Origin of the sequence: Nostoc sp., from assembly GCF_036917095.1 — a bacterium.
Taxonomy (GTDB): Bacteria; Cyanobacteriota; Cyanobacteriia; order Cyanobacteriales; family Nostocaceae; genus Nostoc.
In genome coordinates, this window is the sequence record NZ_JBALFH010000056.1 from 1 (window position 1) to 15,969 (window position 15,969).

The following is a 15,969-nucleotide window of genomic DNA, read 5'->3' on the forward strand; positions in this document are numbered from 1 at the left end:
TCTGTCTGCTGGTTAGAGGATTACGTATTTACTAGTATTATAAACTACCAATGTTTTAGCGATCGCTCTTTGGAGAAAAACTTTTTGGTTTACTGGTTGTAAGATGTTGCCGCACTCGTGGCATCAAAATCGCACCGAGAATCGCCCCCAATCCAAAGCAACCCAGTAGTAAACCATACCCACTTGCTCCCTGGCGCAAATCTTGCTGTGCTACTAAAGGCAGTAACGCTAACAAAGCACTCGTGCAACTAGTTAAAACAGCCGCTCGAATTAACACGGCTTGCAGGGCGGGAGAAAAACGGACATAGCGAATACCAGCCCGAATAGAACCCAATACTCGCTCTGCGGGCAGGGCGCTTTCATAAAACGGTTTGCGTTGCCAACGGTAAAGGATGAAAATTACCCCGACAAAAGAGAGGGCATCAATCAAAAAGACGACTCCCGCATTTGCCGCCACTAATATAAAACCTGCGATCGCAGGCCCAACTGCTCGCGCAATGTTAAACCCAGCACTATTTAAAGCGATCGCAGCCATAAGTTCCGATCGCGGTACTAGTTCTGGTACAATAGCTTGCCAAGCTGGGCCATTCATTGCCGCTCCCAAGTTGAGCAAAAACGTTAGTGCCAGCAGTGACCAAGGTGTAATTTTACCTGCAAAAATCAATCCACTCAAGATCAGTGCAGCCACCAGCATCCAGACTTGCCAAAACAGTAGTAACCGACGGCGATCGAAAATATCTGCCGTTGCTCCGGCTGGTAATCCTAACAGCAGCACCGGCAAAGTTGCGGCTGTTTGCATGAGTGCCACCAACAAGGGAGAGGTGGTGAGAGAAGTCATTAACCAAGCTCCCGCCGTGTCCTCCATCCAACCGCCAATGTTGGAGACAATTGAGGCAATCCAGCGATCGCGAAACAAAGATTTACGGAGCGGACTCCAAGCAGAGGTTGTCATAACTGCGGTATGCACGTATTTACTTCAGCATTCGAGGAGCGGGACAACGAGTGGTATCCAGTCCCGACACATGAGGTAGAGCGATCGTTTTGCCCGTTTGTGACGCTTGGTAAATTATGCTATCAGTTTTTGGTTTGGCAAACCTTCCTCGCTAGAGGTATTGCTGAACTCCGCTAATGATATAAGTAGGTCGGCGTAAATTATTATTGTTGGGATAAGGCAGGGGGCAGGGGGCAGGGGAAAGAGAGTTTGAGGCTTATTTACTTTTCTTTACACAGTTTGTATTGTGCCGATTTACTTAGATATAGCCAAATTTATAAGGAGAACTCGTTCTTGCACTTGGCTGAGGTTTTCTGCCATCCTGTTGCGATTTGCGCGAAATCATCATCCGCAAACTGTTAAAGGATTTTAAGCCATTTGTCGTGCCATCAGATTAGCAAATAAGCCGTTTTGATTGACTAATTCCTCAAACTTACCTTGCTGTACAACCCGACCGGATTCAATCACATAAATTCGGTCAGCGTTGCGGATAGTGCTGAGACGATGGGCAATGATGATGCGTGTTACTCCCAACTTGTCTAAACTTGCGCTAACTATAGCTTGAGTACGATTATCTAAAGCACTAGTAGCTTCATCAAAAATCAGGATTCTTGGTTCTAATACTAAAGCACGAGCAATTAGTAACCTTTGTCGTTGCCCACCAGAGAGATTTGTACCCCCTTCCGAAATGACTGTGTGCATCTCCATTGGCATTGACTGAATATCGTCGGCAAACCCAGCCATCCGCGCCGCTTTCCAAGCTTCTTCCATTGTCACCAATGCACCACTGGAAATATTTTCAAAAATAGAAGCGCTATTGATGCGACCATTTTGCAGCACGACACCAATCTGTCTCCGTACTGCTGATGTATCTAACCCTGATAAGTCTTGACCATCGTAGTAAATCGTGCCATCTTTTGGCGTTTCAAAACCCAATAACAGCCTAATAACAGTTGATTTACCACTTCCAGAAGGCCCTACCAAAGCGACCGACTCTCCTGGGTCTGCCTGAATCGTCACATCATGTAAATTAAGGGGGCCATCTTCTCGGTAGCGGAAGGTCACACGATCGATTTTGATTTTACCCATTAATCGCCCTGGATCGCTTTTGCTGAGGTCGATTTCAGGTTGAGCCTGAAAGATGGGCTTTGCACGTTCCCAGAAAACGCTGATATCTAATATGCTGACTATGGTGTTACTTAGTTGAGTTACCCCAGCAATAAATATGGCAAAGGCTGAATTAAATGCGAGGAATGTACCTGTAGATAGTCCTGTGCCGTTTTGAGATGGGGTTTGTGCGATTAACATGACTGCCAGCCAAAAAATAAGTATCGAACTGACAGTTGGCATGGCGGTATTAAATATAGCTAAGACATCTTCAATCACCTCTGTACTCAGCTTGAGTTGTAGCTGTTGAGTATACTTTTTTGCCCAATAGGCAAAAGCGCGGTCTTCTGCATTGGTGACTCGCAGTTTAGACACCCCAGCAACCATTTGGACAGTAAAACCAAAAATATCCCCTTCTATTTCTTCTAAAGAACGCAACTTCTGACGGCTAAGTATACCTGAGATAGTAGTCAAGGCGATTGTTACTAACGCTATGGCTACCACAACTAAAGCGAGACTGGAACTGTAGATAAATAAAAGCCCCAGATTGAGTAGGGAGAAGAAACTAGTAAAAATTGAGCGTAGTACTGTATCGTTGAGTTTCTGACGGATTTTAGCGATCGAAGAAACACGAGATTGTAAATCCCCAATTGAATATTCACGAAAGAAAGATACCCGCAGATTAAATAATCTATCCCATGAGGCTGCTTGAGCATCTAAACTGGCTTTGCTTTCCAATCTCAGACTGGCAAAACCTTGGGCAATTTGAAAAATTATCGTACCAAAGCTGGCGGCTATCAAACCCAATCCGATTTGCACTAACAACCCTCTGTCTGCATCAGGAATCACGGAATCGATGAGGATGGCAGTTGCTAAGGGGGTTAACATTCCCAATAATGCGCCGACACTTCCTGTCAGGAAGATAATCGCCAATTCTCGAATTTGCCCCCTAAAGGCAAACACAATTAAGCCGATCGCAGTTAAATCTCGATCTGGTAAGGAACGATAAAACACATAGGCAAAGGGAGCTAGCTGTTGAGCAGTATCAGTATTTACAGGTATGCGAGTGTGCTTTTGGGGGTCAAAAATTTCGTATTTTCCCACTCCTGCTGGTAACACTGCAACAGGATGGTTATCTTGATGAGTGTATGCCAATAAAGGGCCGCTATCTTTTTGCCACCATCGATCGTTGAGCAATACCCGGCGGATGCGAATTCGGGATGCACGAGCGATCGCTTCTAGTGGTTCTTGAATCCGATTCATATTTTCAGAACGCAGAGGTGGCTGAATTTTAATCCCTAATGCCCTACCCACTGCACCTGCGGCAATTAATAATGGCGTACCTTCTTGTATAAGTTCAGCTTGCTTAGGTTTGAGGACTGATGCCAAGTTTCCTAAGGCACTAACTTTTAGCTGATAGTTAAGCTGTTTCCGTGCTTGAAATTGAGTCCATTTTATTGCTGATTCTTTTTCTTCTATTTGAGTTAAAGTTTGGCAGAATTCATCGTGTATTTGCTCAAGAATAACTTGAACGGTGTTCCAACTATCCAGCTTTTCAGTTTGGGAAAAAACTAACTCAGTAGAGGAAGTATCGCCTACACAACTACGAATTTTTTTCTCCCAATGCACTAAATTGAAAAAAATTTCTGCCTCATCTTTCCCCTGTATCCATTGCTCGCATTCCTGTACAGTTAATTGCAACAGCGCAGTATCTTCTACAGATATCGCCAAAAATTTATGATTATTACCCGATATTCCAAACAAGACTTCTCCAGGATTTACACTAAATAAATAGCGACGAACACCTTCAATTCCTTGCTCGATAGGAATAGCAAATAGAGCGATCGCACCGGATTGAATTTGCCAAACTAGTTGGGGATTATCTAATACTAAAGATTGATTGCTTGCGAGCAGTAACTTAGAATCACTCATCTGAAGTTAGAGGTACAATGGTTCTTTGTCGGAGGTGTATAGCATGTATAGCATTAAGTTGCGCTTCCACTTCTAGCGGCAGACTAGTAAAGCAAATATAAAAATTATCTGGCTTTGCCGTCTTGTCTGAGACTTTAGCATAGATATCTTCGCTCACTTCGGTATTAGTGGGCATAAATAAGTTCAGCTTGAGATTAGTAAATGGCTGTAAAACCACAGAATTTACCGTTGAGTTATAACATACTTGCGCCCCCTTAGCTGAAAGCTTCACTAACTTTCCCTCAACGACAGTGCTATTTACATCTTTTCCATCCAACATTGCATATTTCAAGGGAATTGCTTCTGCCAGTTCAAAAAATATCTCTTCTTCTTGAGCAAGATACAAATTATATTTTCCACCAATACCACCCACTTCATTAATCTTAATCGGTTGCTTTACCCCTTTAGCTTGTACTTTTTTACTTCCAATAACTTTGATAATAGAACCAGCTTCATTAATTGTTGATTCCGAAGCAAAAATTTGTCCGCCGACTGTATAAGATTCAATGCGATAGGTTAAATTAACTTGATTGCCGATAATGCCATATTTAGTTCGTTTTTCTGAACCAATATTACCTACTACTACTTCTGCTGTATTAATCCCAATACCCATTTCCAACTTTGGTAATCCCATTTGCTGGATTTTTTTGTTCACAGTTTCCATTGCTAGTTGCATTGCCACAGCACAAGCGATCGCTCTTGTAGCATCATCTTCTCTGCTGATGGGAGCGCCGAATAAAACTAGAATACCATCACCCATAAACTCATCAATCGTGCCGTGATACTGAGTAATCACATCTGCCATATGTCCTAAATAAAAGTTAATGATTTTAATCACTTCTTCTGCTGATAATCTCTCAGAGGTAGCTGTAAAACCTCTTAAATCAGAAGTAAGAATAGTAATTTTTTTGCGCTCTCCACCAAGTTTCAAACCTTCAGGATTTTCTAATAAATTAGCAACTATTTCATCGGTAAGATAACGACCAAAAGTTTTCCGGATGTCTCCCGCAGTTCGGGCAACGTAAGCAGTAACAGCAATTGCGGAACCAATTAATGTAATTAATGGTGGAACCACAGGAATCCACCAACCTGTTATAAAAATGAGATAGCTACTACCGATAAGACAGCATACTGCTAACAAAATGCTAATTAAAGGTAATAATGATTTTCTTTTAGAGGAGCCGCTATATCGTTGTTGCCAGATTAATATTGCGCCAATCATTGCCCAAAGAAAAATCCACAACCATTCTTCTAGTTTGCTCCATGTTTTTATTAATGGGCGATTGTCTAAAGTAGCGCTTAAAATTTGACTAATGGCATTGGCATGAATAGTTACACCAGCCATCCGTTTAGGTGGAGTTAAAATAGTACTACTATAAGGTGTATAGAATAAATCTTTGAGGCTTTCTGCTGTGGAGCCAATTAACACAATGCGTCCCTTGACTAAGTTTTTAGGGATACGATTTTCTAACACATCTATAAGAGATATGTGCAGAAAACTTGGCTGAGATTTTCGATAATTTATCAGTACTTGATAACCCCGATCTTCAGCCCGAACATAACCACCATCGTTACCTTGAAATAAAGGGTAAATGACATTACCTGTTTTAACTAAATTATCTTTTGTTTGTCCGACATCAACTTTGCGATCGCTCAAATAAAGATAAGCAAGTTTAAAAGCAAAACTAAACACATTTTCGTCATTTTTATCGGACAAATACATCAAACTCCGACGAATTTTCCCATCTCCATCTAAGGGAAAATCATTTGCACCTACTTGGCCGCGTTGTTTCAGGGCTGGTGGTGGCGCAACTGCCGAACTATCTTCACTTTCAGCTACTTTTTGCACGCCAACCAAATTTGGTGTAGATTCAAAGACTTTAACTAAGGATTGATGCCCAAATCCTACTGGTAAATCTCGATATAAATCTAAACCAATAGCACTGGGTTTTTGTTGTTTTAAATTCTCTAAAACTTGTGCTAGCAAAGCATCAGGTAAAGGCCAATAACCACGCTTACCAAGTTTTTGGACATCAGATTCGTTAATTTCTACAATGACAATTCGTGTATCGATAGGTTCTGGAGAACGTAACAGAAACATTTGATCCAGCGCTGCTAATTCCAACATTTGTAATAATCCACTCAAGCGCAGAATTAATACAAATGCTCCGGCACTAGGAGCAGCGATGAAGATACCGCGCCATTGCCAAAGTAGTCGTTTTACCTGACTCCACATAAATTACTTAGTCTGAGGATTATAGATATTTACTAAAGGTTTGGAAACTAAGTTTTTTAAACCCACTGATTCTAATAATGCTTGCCAATTAGCCATGACAGTGCGATCGCTAGGATTGTTAAGACGTTGCTGCGCTAAAGTATGTAGTACTTCGTACCAAATACCATTTTTGGCATACGCTTGGGAAAGTTGCTTTGGATTAGTCTTAGATAATTGCCTTAATAAATCGGGAGTTGGTTGGATTCGTTGTACCCATCCACCAACGGTGATTTTCTGCTCTGGTTCCTCTGAATCGCAAGCGATCGCTACATACCAGTAATATTGTTTATCAACTTTGAGACTTGGTGCTTGTGCTGGGAGAGTAAAACCAATAATTCCTGATTGATTAGGAAGTTTAAAAGTCGTCTTGTAAAGTATACCCTCATCATCTAGAAGTGAAAATTGAGCAGTTTGTAATGGCATTTGCTGTACAAACCAATAAAATGTTGGACGTTCTGTAATAGTTAAACCTAATTTATTTGCAGGCATTAAGGCAATTAAACTTTTTTTACCCTCTAAACTGCACTCATCTCCCCCGCGAGTTGCTCCACCAGCCGTAGTTTGTGGTGCTTTTCGATTTGGTGGGATAAAGTTCTGACTAATTTGCCAATTCTGAAGTTTCTGAGATTTAAGTGTTACTGGTGATTCAGCGATCGCAATTTTGGGCAAACTGGAAATCAGTAATACCAAAGTTATAGGAAATGCAGTAGAGTTTACAAATTTTTGTATCCAATTCATATTAAGTCCTATTAATTTTCAATCTTTGAACAAACAGAGATATTTATGACAGCACAAAAAGCTGATATTGAGTAATATTAGCTACCAATAAGTAAATCTATGTTAACTTCCTATCTAAAAAATTGGTTAAAAAACTTGTCAAAATATAATGAAACTGGGTATAACTTGGCATAAGTAATAAGTGAGCGCAAGAAGGCAAATGCAATAAGTCTCATATCATTGGCTTAGTTGTACTAGCTATGTGGTAACTTTAGTTGCTTATGTCACTTAGCCCTGTTTTGTCGCTCTGCCAGTGGTATAAAATTTACAATTCTTCAAAGATAGATACAGAGCACGATCAAGTCTCGTCCATCCGTACCAACAGTAAAATTTGTGGACGAATATTGTCAACTAAGTTTAAACTGTATAGTTGCAATTCGCTCTAAGCACGCAAGTTCAATATCTAAAGTGGCACAAGTTTAAAAGAGTATTCTCTGAACTCAGCAGATAAAGCTGGTTTATTAGAGTTCAATTTTTATTTTCTTAACTAACCCTGACTTCTATTTTCCCTCTGCCTTCAGTAATAAAAGAGGCTTAATCTGTTTTCTGAAAAACTTTGTTATTCCTAAATTTTTGCTAATTTTGTCAGCCAGCTAAGTCAAGCTGCAATAAATGATTTAATTTTACCCCTTATGAAGTTTAAATAAAGCTATGTTTAAACAAATATTATTAAATAATAAAAACTTTGCTGCATTTAAAAAAAGCGATATTAATTGGATGTTCAGCGTAGGTGAATGTAGAGAATATCGTACTGGTGAAATAATCATCAAAGAAGGTCAAGAGATTATTGATACAGTAGAGATTTTGTTAGAAGGATCGTTAAGTATTTGCGTCTCTCCCACAGGGAATATAAAAGATTCGCAAGAAATCGATCGCGTATCGCCAGGAGAATTTGTAGAAGCTTTGTCTTTTGTAGATAATCGTCCTCCCTCTAGCACTTTTATAGTTCTGGAAACCTCACAAATATTAGCATTACCAAAGCAATTATTACTCCAGAAGCTAGAGCATGATACAGAATTTGCTGCCAATTTTTATCAACTATTATCTATTTTAATGTCACAACAGTTGCGGAGGCTCACCGATTTTCTTGCCAAGAACAAAGTAGTTCCAGGAGAAGCGTTGCGGAAGGTTTTGTTTGTGTTTGCTATTTTGAACGATGGCGATATTGATTGGATGATTTCTCAGGGAATAAGAACTAAAGTCAATCCAGGTAAAGTGCTAATTGAAGCAGGAAAACCTGTTGAGGCATTATATATATTGTTAGATGGCAAGTTAGGGATTTTTGTTACTACCCTACAGAATGAAGCTACCGAAAAAGAAATTGCTCAATCAATCAAAGGCGAAATTTTAGGGGAAATGTCTTTTGTGGAAGCAACAACTGCTTCTGCCACAGTCAAGGCAGCAGAATCTTCTGTATTACTGGCTCTTCCCCAACACAAACTAGCTGAAAAATTAAAGCAAGATCCAGGATTTGCAGCACGTTTTTACCGAGCGATCGCTGTAGTTTTAGTAGATCGCATTCGCGATCGCCTTTTCCGCCGGGGATTTGGAACATTGGCTTATCAACTAGATCGATTTTTAGCAGAAGATATTGAAGTTGAAGATGAACTCAACTTAGATACATTAGACAATACCGCCCTAGCAGGTGCTAGATTTGACTGGATGATTAAACGTCTCAATAGGCAATCTTGAAGGAGGCAGGAGGTTAAATTATTTAGCTATTTACTATTCCCTAATATCAGTTAGAATTACGAATTAAAAAATGAATGGCTGAAAATCGAGAAAATATATTTCGTAAAGAATCGCTGGAGCGTTTATCTTCTCCAGAAAGATTGGATCAGTTAATGCAAATAGTTAACCCTATAGATTGGTTACCTCTGGCTACGCTAGGTATTTTTATTTTACTTGGGTTAATTTGGAGTATTTTTGGACGTATTCCGATAACAGTGACAGGAAAGGGAATACTGATTCAACCCAATCAAGTTGTAACTTTTGAGTCGCCAATCTCAGGACAGTTAAAAAGTCTGAATGTCAAAACAGGACAATGTATAGATAAAGGATATATCCTAGCAACAATCGATCCCACCGATCTCAAACAGCAATTACAACTACAACGCTCAAAACTAGGGCAATTACAAAGGCAAGAACAGCATTCATCATTACTTCAGCGACAACGGACTGCTAAAGAAAAAGAAGCGATCGCTTCTACTAAAGCTAGTTATATCCAGCGTTTGCGGGATACTCAGACTCTTACGCCTGCGTTTTATGAAAAAGATTTAAATGCCATTCGCGAACAACGCATTAGTTTACAACAAAAGCTCAATGATGCTGTAGCTCTTAAACCTGTACTGAAAGATAGATTGCAGAAGCGCCAGCAACTCGTAAATGCGGGAGCCATTGCTAAAGATACATATTTACAAGCAGAGCAAGAATACAAACAGGGACTGCAAACTATATCTGATATCAAAGCGCAGATCAAACAGTTAGATGTGCAAGAAACAGAAGCACAACAGAGATACTTACAAAATCTCAATTCTTTAAGCGAGCTGCAAGCGCAATTAAAAGACTTAGATACTAAGAGCCAACAGATTGAGCAAGAAAATCTAGAAACTCACAATACCAAAATTAATCAAATTCAAGAAGTTAATCGAGCGATCGCTCAACTAGAAACACAAATATTAGATAATAGTCAAATTATTAGCCCCAATAGCGGCTGTGTATTAGAAGTTACTAGCTTTGTAGGACAAGTTACTAGTCCGAAAACTTCTCTTGTCACCCTAAACGTCGGCGATAAAAAGACCCCATTAATCGCCGTCACTTACTTTAATGTTCAAGATGGCAAACAGATTCAACCAGGAATGACCGTACAAATCACCCCTGCTTCTGTGAAAAGAGAACGCTTTGGTGGGATTGTTGGCAAAGTTACCTCTGTTTCCCCTTTACCTGTGACTAGAGAAGGCGCAAAGTCTGTGATTGGCAACCCTGACTTAGTAACAAACATCTTGTCAACTGACGGCGGGGACATAGAAATCCGAGCAGAAATGGAACTAACTCCATCCACCTTTAACGGCTATCGTTGGTCTTCTTCCCAAGGGCCAAAATTAAACATCTCTGCGGGGACAACTACCAATGTCCGAGTTAAAGTAGCAGAGCAAGCACCAATTACTTATATCTTACCCATACTACGAGAATTTACTGGCATTAACTAAAGTTTTAGGGGAATGGTCTTGTGCTATTGATTCAGCAATTTGTATCCTCAATTCAAAACCTTAATCCCTTACGCCAAAAAGCTTCATCATCAAATTTAGGAGCCGCACAAAGTAAGATCCCATCCCGTGTCAAAACTCCCACCCTATTGCAAATGGAAGCGGTGGAATGTGGAGCCGCAGCTCTTGGGATTATTTTGGCTTATTATCATAAAATTGTACCTTTAGCAGAACTGCGTCAAAATTGCGGTGTTTCTCGTGATGGCAGTAAAGCTTCTAACATTGTTAAAGCTGCGAGAAACTATGGAATGCAAGCCAAAGGTTTTAAAAAGCAGTTGACACAATTACAAGAACTTCGTCCGCCATATATTGTGTTTTGGAATTTTAATCATTTTCTAGTAGTAGAAGGATTTAAAAAAGATTGGGTTTATCTCAATGACCCAGGTAGCGGGCCGAGGCGAGTTTCATTGAAAGAATTTGATGAAGCCTATACAGGTGTTGTCCTGATGATGGAACCAGGGCCAGGATTCCAACGCGGGGGTCGTAAGCCTAGCTTGATAGCTTCACTTCTTGACCGCCTACAGGGTTCGTGGGGAGCTATTCTTTATTGTTTCCTGGCAGGATTTTTTTTAGTTATTCCAGGATTAGTTTTACCCGTCTTTAATCAGATTTTTGTAGATAACGTTTTGGTGGAAAATCGTACAGACTGGTTGCGTCCATTGATTTTGGGGATGACAATCACTGTAATTATCCAAGTCTTACTGACATTACTACAAAGACGGTTTTTGCGAAAACTAAATATTAAGTTATCGGTAAAGATGTCTGGGCAATTCATCGACCATATTCTCCGTTTGCCAGTGGGGTTTTATGCCCAAAGATTTGCTGGAGAAATCAGCACTCGGATTAATATCAATACTAAAGTTGCTCAAGTGCTTTCGGGGCAGTTAGCCAGGACTGTAATTGATACTGTAATGGTGGTGTTTTATGCCATAATCATGTTTGCTTATGATGGAGTTCTGACTGCGATCGCTATTTGTTTTGCCGCGATCAATATCTTGACTTTGCAGTGGATTTCGCAGCAACGCAAAGATATTTATATGCGAATCATCCAAGACCAGGGCAAAGTTGCAGGTACAGAAATTGCTGCCCTTCAAAGTATGGAAACTCTCAAAGCATCAGCGTTAGAGTCTGATTTCTTCTCTCGTTGGTCAGGCTACTACACAAAATTTCTCAATGCTCAACAAGAGTTAGGCATTACCAATCAAGTGCTAGGTATTCTACCTGTTTTTTTGACTAGTTTAAGCTCCTTATCAGTTCTATTTATTGGGAGCCTACGAGTTATGGATGGGCATCTCAGCATTGGGATGTTGATTGCTTTCCAAAGTTTAATAACTAGCTTTTTGACTCCAGTCAACTCTCTGGTCAGTTTCGGTAGTATGCTACAGGAACTAGAAGGAGACTTAAATCGCCTGGATGATGTGTTGCAAAACCCAACCGATCCAGAAGGAGAAAATGAGAATTTAAATACTCCAACAGACTGCACACTTAAAGGATATGTAGAATTAAAAAACATTACATTTGGCTATTCACGCGCTGACGAGCCTCTAATTCAAAACCTGAGTTTTCAGCTAAAACCAGGACAACGGGTAGCCCTAGTTGGTGGTAGTGGTTCTGGTAAATCAACAGTTGCCAAATTGCTTGCAGGACTTTATCAACCTTGGTCGGGAGAAATTCTCTTTGATGGTAGCCCTAGAGAACAAATTCCGAGGGCAGTACTTTCTAATTCCTTGGCAATGGTAGAACAAGAAATTTTTCTGTTCGCTGGCAGTGTTCGAGATAACTTAACTTTGTGGGATGATACAGTCTCAAATTCTCAATTAGTCCGAGCTTGCAAAGATGCTGCCATTCATGAAGTGATTTTAGCTTTACCTGGGGGCTATGAAGGTAACTTGCTGGAAGGGGCTGCTAATTTCAGTGGCGGACAGCGCCAACGTTTAGAAATTGCTCGTGCATTAGTCACCGATCCAACAATTCTGATTATGGACGAAGCAACCAGCGCCTTAGATGCAGAGACAGAAAAAAATATTGACCGAAATCTGCGCTATCGAGGCTGTTCTTGCATTATTGTGGCTCACCGTTTAAGTACCATCCGCGACTGTGATGAAATCATTGTTCTAGAACAGGGTAAAGTAGTGCAACGGGGTACTCACAAAGAAATGTCGCAGCTTGATGGTTTTTATGCAAAGTTGATTCAGTCAGAGCAGGCAAGTGTTTAGGTTATGCTTGCAGATTAGATTCGCACTTCTGTACAAACATTAGTCCTTAACGTTACAACATTAGTTCGTAACGTTACAACATTAGTCCTTAGCGTTAAAGTAACAATAAATAAATTAAAGCTGATATAGCAATCCGATTTAACTTTATTCAATCGGATTATCGATTTATGTAGCGATGCTTTTAAAATATAAAATGACCTGCGATGTAAATCCAACAATCGCTCTATGAATAAAGAATTGCCTCAATTCATCAACCATATTGTTTCTAGTTTGCAGTCAATTGAGGGAATTACGGCTATTACACTAGGTGGTTCACGGGCACGGGGCAACCATACTAACAAGTCAGATGTAGATTTGGGGATTTATTACAATCCAGAAAACCCGCCCGATTTAATTGCTTTAAATCGCCTCGCCTCTGAGATTGATGATAACCGTCGCGTAAATTTGATTACTGCGATTGGGGAATGGGGAAAATGGATTAATGGTGGCGGCTGGCTAAAAGTGGAAGGTGTAGCTGTAGATTTTCTCTATCGCGATTTGGCGAAAGTCAATCGTATCATTGATGATTGCCATGCTGGACAAATTACTATTGATTATCAACCAGGGCATCCTCACGGCTTTGTGTCTTCGATTTATATGGGGGAAGTTGCTATTTGTCAGCCACTTTACGACCCCAATCGCGTTTTAGAAACTTTGAAGGCAAAGACAGAGCTTTATCCAGTTAAATTGAAACAAGCAACTATTGATACTTTTGCTTGGGAAATAAGTTTCTCGCTGTTTATCGCCAAAAAGGCGATCGCACGCAATGATGTTGTTTACGCAGCAGGTTGTTGTTTCCGCAGTGTGGCATGTATTAATCAGGTTTTATTCGCGCTGAATGAAGATTACCTATTGAATGAAAAGGGTGCGGTGGCAATTGCGAATAGGTTTGCTATCTGCCCGCAGGACTACCAAACACGGGTTGAGCGAGTGTTTGCACTGTTAGCTGCCGATGCGAAATCAATAACCGAGGCGATCGCAATTCTTGAGGCGATTGAGGTTGATTTGAGCCAATGGTATGGAAATCGGCGATTAGCGATGTGATATTTATTGCCATCTTCCTTCAAGTGAGAAAGGCTATATTCAGCAAAATCACTCGAACTACCTAAAGTTTTCTGATAAAAATGCTATGGCTGCCCATTAATACCAATTCAAGAATCCTTGAATAACTTCTCCCCTATTTTCAGAGGTGGTTTGATAAAACGATTAGCCAACCCTTCTAAAGCATCTTCATGGTTGGCACTGTCAGCCAGGACTTGCAGCAGTTGTGCTAGTTGGTCTTTGATCGATGCTTGTGCTTCGCTGCGATGAAGGAAGCCTACTGGCAATGCTTTGCGAAAGTTGACGTTTTGCTCGGTGACAGATGCGATCGCCTCAGTAATCAGGTGGCTCCATTTAAACACATCAATCCCAATTGTCAGATGCAATGAATAACTTTCGTGTGTTAGCACTTCATGAACACAACCACGAGGAAGGTACAACAAATCACCAGCCTTCAGATAAACTTCGCGTGGCGATGCGTCAAGTATTTCTTTTGGTATTGATTGAACATGAGCGGCAATGGGTAAATCTAAAAAGGAATCATAAATACGCCAAACTTTAGAACCTTCTAATTGAAGAATGAAAACGTCATTTAAATCAAAGTGCGTTGAATAGGCTTGTGAATTTTCAGGCGTCAGATATAAATTAGCATTTACAGTATGATTGAGAAATTCCTCTAAATGTCTACAGAAAGTAGCAATTGGCTTGCAATGCTTCTGAAGCTCGTGGATGAGCAAAGTATTGCCTTGCGAGTAAGCTTTGTAGAGGTAATTAATATTAGGAAATGGAGATGAATCAGAAAGTTTAAAATCTTTAGAATTATTTAGGGAATCAATTTCGATGTCAGAAGGTATCAGATTGCTGAAACAGATAATATTGTCGATATCTTTCCTTGAGAAGAGACTTGTATAGTAATCTGTCTCTTCTCTAATGAGTACAAAGGGTTTTTGCTCCCAATAGGTTGTCAAAAAAGTGTTTGCATCGATAGGTTGAATTAATTTTTCAAAATCAAAATCTGGATTAGACATTATTTGTAATCTTCAGACTTTCGGTTGTGCTTGTCGATTGCTGTTGAATTTTTAATAGTCCCTCTTTGAGTAAACGCTGCACTAGAACTAATTTGCTATTGTTGCTGAGGATGCCTGGAAGGTCTTTGACGAGAAATTCTTCTGAATTGGCGATGAAGCGAAGCGCTGGCTCAATATGCGCTGGGCCTTCAATTGTTCCTCCAGGAAATTGAATCATCACTGAGTTTGCTTTACTTGTGATTTGACAAATCATTCCCTGTCGCCTAGCAATGGTAGTGTTGGGGTCAATCTGCTTAACTGCATCCAAACTGATAAAATGTCCATCAGGTAATGGAGACATCGCTCCGATGAAACGTTTCGTCAACCGTTCCATCGCATCTTTATCATTGGCACTGTCAGCAAGGATTTGCAGCAGTTGTGCTAATTGGTGTTTGATCGATGCCTTTGCTTCGCTGCGATGGAGGAAGCCTACTGGTAGTGCTTTGCGAAAGTTGACGTTTTGCTCCGCGACAGATGCGATCGCCTCATTAATTAAAGTTGCCCACTCAAAGACAGAAACTCCTACAGTGAGATGTAATGAGGAGTTTTCTGAAGTAATTGCTTCATGAACATGACCGCGAGGAATATACAATAAGTCACCAGGCTGTAAGCAAACTTCATGCAACGGTGCATCAAGTTTTTCCCGATCTACTACATAGCCCTTAGTAACTAGCGGCATATCTGAGAAAGAGTCATAAATTCGCCAGTGTTTAGATCCCGCAATTTGAAGCACGAAAACGTCATGTGTATCATAGTGCGGTGGAAATCCTTTAGCACCTTTAGGTGTCAAGTACAAGTTGATATTTACAGGATGATTCAGAAATTCTTCCAGATTCCGACGAAAAATAGCAACTGGCTTGCTGCGATCGTGAATCTTGTCAATACAGAATGTATGACCTTGATGGTATGCGTCATAAAATTGATTCGCTCCATAGGAATTGGTCTGGTTAGCTCCCATTCCTGTATAGGTTTCAACACATCCGTCTTCTCCAGTCTTAAACACTCTACAGTCATCAGATTTTAAATCAGTAAAGCTAATAAGATCGTCAATATACTCCATTGAGAAAAGGTTGGAATAGTAATCTGCCTGTTTGCGGATGAGAACGAGCGATCGCTGCTCCCAATAGTTTTCAAAAAAGGTAGTTGTGTCAATGGGATGAATCAATTTTTCAAAATCGAAATCTCGGTTAGACATGGGTTAAGATTCTCTACTTAAAAA

11 protein-coding genes are annotated in these 15,969 nt (G+C 40.3%); 5 read left to right on the plus strand and 6 right to left on the minus strand.

From position 1 onward, the window contains the following. Positions 1–55: 55 nt before the first annotated feature. Positions 56–952: an MFS transporter gene (locus V7L01_RS32805; protein ID WP_335042479.1), complete on the minus strand. Its 897-nt coding sequence runs from the start codon at positions 950–952 to the stop codon at positions 56–58. Between the two features lie 9 nt (positions 953–961). On the opposite strand from V7L01_RS32805, the gene V7L01_RS32810 reads away from it, so the two are divergent. After that, positions 962–1,129 (plus strand): hypothetical protein, encoded by a 168-nt coding sequence (locus V7L01_RS32810; RefSeq protein ID WP_335042481.1) that lies wholly within the window; start codon positions 962–964, stop codon positions 1,127–1,129. 231 nt (positions 1,130–1,360) lie between these two features. Here V7L01_RS32810 and V7L01_RS32815 read toward each other — a convergent pair whose 3' ends face one another. From V7L01_RS32815 to V7L01_RS32825, 3 genes are read right to left on the minus strand one after another with little or no spacing between them, the layout of a single operon-like run. After that, positions 1,361–4,030 (minus strand): NHLP bacteriocin export ABC transporter permease/ATPase subunit, encoded by a 2,670-nt coding sequence (locus tag V7L01_RS32815; RefSeq protein ID WP_335042484.1) that lies wholly within the window; start codon positions 4,028–4,030, stop codon positions 1,361–1,363. Further along, positions 4,023–6,305, minus strand: a complete 2,283-nt coding sequence (locus V7L01_RS32820; protein ID WP_335042485.1) for a CHASE2 domain-containing protein — start codon at positions 6,303–6,305, stop codon at positions 4,023–4,025. The genes V7L01_RS32815 and V7L01_RS32820 overlap by 8 nt, the downstream gene beginning before the upstream one ends. Positions 6,306–6,308: 3 nt before the next feature. Continuing rightward, positions 6,309–7,082, minus strand: coding sequence for a DUF928 domain-containing protein (locus V7L01_RS32825; protein WP_335042487.1), 774 nt, complete (start codon positions 7,080–7,082; stop codon positions 6,309–6,311). Between the two features lie 690 nt (positions 7,083–7,772). On the opposite strand from V7L01_RS32825, the gene V7L01_RS32830 reads away from it, so the two are divergent. From V7L01_RS32830 to V7L01_RS32845, 4 genes are all read left to right on the plus strand, one after another. Beyond that, a complete protein-coding gene (locus V7L01_RS32830) occupies positions 7,773–8,813 on the plus strand; it encodes a cyclic nucleotide-binding domain-containing protein (protein ID WP_335042489.1) in 1,041 nt (346 codons plus the stop codon). A 74-nt stretch (positions 8,814–8,887) separates the two neighbouring features. Beyond that, positions 8,888–10,330 (plus strand): NHLP bacteriocin system secretion protein, encoded by a 1,443-nt coding sequence (locus tag V7L01_RS32835; protein WP_335042491.1) that lies wholly within the window; start codon positions 8,888–8,890, stop codon positions 10,328–10,330. Between the two features lie 116 nt (positions 10,331–10,446). After that, positions 10,447–12,603: an NHLP family bacteriocin export ABC transporter peptidase/permease/ATPase subunit gene (locus V7L01_RS32840; RefSeq protein WP_335042713.1), complete on the plus strand. Its 2,157-nt coding sequence runs from the start codon at positions 10,447–10,449 to the stop codon at positions 12,601–12,603. A 225-nt stretch (positions 12,604–12,828) separates the two neighbouring features. After that, positions 12,829–13,686 carry a nucleotidyltransferase domain-containing protein gene (locus V7L01_RS32845; RefSeq protein WP_335042493.1) on the plus strand — a complete coding sequence of 286 codons (858 nt, stop codon included), beginning with the start codon at positions 12,829–12,831 and terminating at the stop codon, positions 13,684–13,686. Positions 13,687–13,793: 107 nt separating this feature from the next. Here the strand turns inward: V7L01_RS32845 and V7L01_RS32850 are convergent, their stop codons facing one another. Further along, a complete protein-coding gene (locus V7L01_RS32850; RefSeq protein WP_335042495.1) occupies positions 13,794–14,711 on the minus strand; it encodes a cupin domain-containing protein in 918 nt (305 codons plus the stop codon). Beyond that, entirely contained in the window at positions 14,704–15,945 is a 1,242-nt protein-coding gene (locus V7L01_RS32855; protein ID WP_335042496.1) for a cupin domain-containing protein, read from the minus strand. The genes V7L01_RS32850 and V7L01_RS32855 overlap by 8 nt, the downstream gene beginning before the upstream one ends. Positions 15,946–15,969: the final 24 nt, after the last annotated feature.

Bases quoted from the DNA above. Each gene is read 5' to 3' on its own strand.
- V7L01_RS32805 (WP_335042479.1), bottom strand. From the start codon at position 952: ATGACAACCTCTGCTTGGAGTCCGCTCCGTAAATCTTTGTTTCGCGAT.
- V7L01_RS32830 (WP_335042489.1), top strand. From the start codon at position 7,773: ATGTTTAAACAAATATTATTAAATAATAAAAACTTTGCTGCATTTAAA.
- V7L01_RS32825 (WP_335042487.1), bottom strand. From the start codon at position 7,082: ATGAATTGGATACAAAAATTTGTAAACTCTACTGCATTTCCTATAACT.
- V7L01_RS32850 (WP_335042495.1), bottom strand. From the start codon at position 14,711: ATGTCTAATCCAGATTTTGATTTTGAAAAATTAATTCAACCTATCGAT.
- V7L01_RS32810 (WP_335042481.1), top strand. From the start codon at position 962: ATGCACGTATTTACTTCAGCATTCGAGGAGCGGGACAACGAGTGGTAT.
- V7L01_RS32815 (WP_335042484.1), bottom strand. From the start codon at position 4,030: ATGAGTGATTCTAAGTTACTGCTCGCAAGCAATCAATCTTTAGTATTA.
- V7L01_RS32855 (WP_335042496.1), bottom strand. From the start codon at position 15,945: ATGTCTAACCGAGATTTCGATTTTGAAAAATTGATTCATCCCATTGAC.
- V7L01_RS32835 (WP_335042491.1), top strand. From the start codon at position 8,888: ATGGCTGAAAATCGAGAAAATATATTTCGTAAAGAATCGCTGGAGCGT.
- V7L01_RS32845 (WP_335042493.1), top strand. From the start codon at position 12,829: ATGAATAAAGAATTGCCTCAATTCATCAACCATATTGTTTCTAGTTTG.
- V7L01_RS32820 (WP_335042485.1), bottom strand. From the start codon at position 6,305: ATGTGGAGTCAGGTAAAACGACTACTTTGGCAATGGCGCGGTATCTTC.